Here is a 2,381-nt window from a genome sequence, read left to right on the forward strand (position 1 = left end):
TGTTTGTGGCAAGATAAACGTACATACAATTGCAGCGCAAAAGTACATAGCTCCGCAAGCAGCTTAGGGTAAAATAAAAAGCCATTGCGGGCGTCCTGAAATTCCTCTAAAGTTATAGTTCCGACACTGTAACTGGAGGTAAGAAAGGGAATGCTCGCAATGACCGATATTAATACTATCAGAAATCTACGAAACAATCACGATAAATCTATTCAACACATAGCTGACGAATTGGAAATCAACTGGCGCACCGCAAAAAAGTATGCAGATGAGGATCTTTTACCTGAGCCGAAGGTCCGAAAGAAAACGGGCATGATGTATGTGGAACACTGGGGAGGCATCGTGGCTCTCTGGCTTTCTGAAGATTCTAAGCTCCCGAAGAAGAAGCGTAGGACCGTTGACTTTATGACTAAAGAATTGAAGAACCAGGGGTTCCCCGGTTCGTATCGCACGGTTTGTGATTTCGTTAGGGACTGGAAAGCCACTCACTACGTTGAAGCCAATGAAGATCAAGGCTTTGAGCGTTTGGAACATCCTCCGGCGGAAGCGCAGCTGGATTTTGGCACCATGGAGGTCTGCCATGAAGGAGCCTTTAAGGATATCAAAGCACTCGTGATGTCTTTTCCTTATAGTAACGGCGGATTTGCGGTGGCATTACCAGCGGAGAATCAAGAGTGTCTACTTGAAGGAATGAAGGAGCTATTCCGACAAGTTGGCGGCGTCCCACGAAAAATTCGCATTGATAATATGTCTACGGCAGTAACGCAAGTAAAGTCGAAGACGGAACCAGCAGTGTTAACGGATGGGTTCCTGCAGTTCGCTACGCATTATGGGTTTGAGACACAGGTGTGCAACCCTAGAAGCGGAAATGAAAAAGGCAGCGTAGAAAATAAAGTCGGCTATGTTCGCTACAACTTCTTTCCGGCCACTCCAATCATGAAGGACTTCGCAAGCTTTAATGAGGCATTGGCGGTTCAATTAGCGAAAGACAGGGAACGCGTTCATTATGAGAAACATGTACTTATCAGTGAACTCTGGCTTGAGGAAAAAGCGGATCTTTTGGCATTGCCCGATGTCGCATATCCAGTCTTCAAGGAAATCGAAGTAAAAGCCAATAAGTACAACGAAATTAAGCTGGATGGCGAGCGAATCCATGTTCCTCGCGCCCGGAACCATTCCATCATCTACGGGCTGCTTCGCTTTGACTCCTATCAACTGGTTAGCACGGATGGTGAAATTATCGCTGAAGGCCCCCGGCCCTACATGATGAAGAAACGAGCGATTGACTGGCAAGCAATACTACTCGATTGGCGGCGCAAATTGCGTGCGATGCATTACTCTCGTTACTGGAAATATCTACCCGAACGCATCAAGCTCTATCTCAGCCATCCCGATTGGAAAGAACAGGCAAAGCGTGTAGATCAGCTTCTCGTTTTTCTCGTCACCAACGATATGTTAGGTATTGATCAGAACTTCTACGACCTTATCGGTTCTTCGAAAGAAACGGATGCCTATGATGTGGATTGGAATGACTATGATGCATTTCTCAAGTCATCTAATGGGGAGGCGGCGAGTTGATGGAAACCGATCGTTTAGAAGAGATCTGTAAGCAGTTGCGGCTCTCTCATATTCCTAGAGTCATTGGAACGGAGGGCTTTGAAACCAAAGAAGATTGGTTGCTATTCCTGTTGGAGAATGAATTGAAGTGCCGGGAAGAACTAAAGACGGCTCGGCTCTTCAAACAGGCCAAATTCCCTGTACGCCGGACTTTAGACAACTACGACTGGCATGATCATATCACGCTGCCAAATCCGACCACAAAGGAAGATTTAATCAGCCTCTCCTTTATCCGCCAAAAAGAAAACGCCGTTTTCGTGGGTACTCCAGGAACTGGTAAGACGCATTTAGCTTGTGCTCTGGGCCAAATGGCCACGCATGCTGGTGTTGAAACGCGCTTCTGGCGAGTCTCCGAATTGGTGGGAGAATTGGAACGCCAATGGAAGAACAACACGTTGGAGATCTTCAAGCACCGTTTTGACAAGGTGAAGTTGGTTATCCTAGATGAGATGGGCTATGTGCCGTTCACTAAGGAAGGTGCCGAGTTACTCTTCCAGCTGATCAGTGATTGGTATGAAACGAAAAGTATCATCATCACCAGTAATTTGGAGTTCAGCCAATGGAATAAGGTGTTTATCGATACACGTTTGACGGCGGCATTGGTGGACCGCTTGATTCATCACGCACACATTCTAAGCTTCACCGGAGAGAGCTTCCGGCTCAAAAACGCTCTATCAAGACCAAAATAATCAGAGAAAAATTTCAGGCGCAAAGGTGTGTACTTTTTCTTTGCAATATTGTGTAGGAATGTCTTGCAAAACACA

The 2,381-nt window shown here is 46.2% G+C and carries 2 protein-coding genes; both read left to right on the forward strand.

Translation table 11 applies throughout. From position 1 onward, the window contains the following. The first annotated feature begins 150 nt into the window (after nt 1-150). Nucleotides 151-1,578, forward strand: coding sequence for an IS21 family transposase (gene istA, locus BM184_RS15140; protein ID WP_093365140.1), 1,428 nt, complete (start codon nt 151-153; stop codon nt 1,576-1,578). Further along, nucleotides 1,578-2,306 (forward strand): IS21-like element helper ATPase IstB, encoded by a 729-nt coding sequence (gene istB, locus BM184_RS15145; protein WP_093365143.1) that lies wholly within the window; start codon nt 1,578-1,580, stop codon nt 2,304-2,306. The genes istA and istB overlap by 1 nt, the downstream gene beginning before the upstream one ends. Nucleotides 2,307-2,381 lie beyond the last annotated feature (75 nt).

The sequence above is a fragment of the Trichococcus pasteurii genome, assembly GCF_900112935.1.
Lineage (GTDB): Bacteria > Bacillota > Bacilli > Lactobacillales > Aerococcaceae > Trichococcus > Trichococcus pasteurii.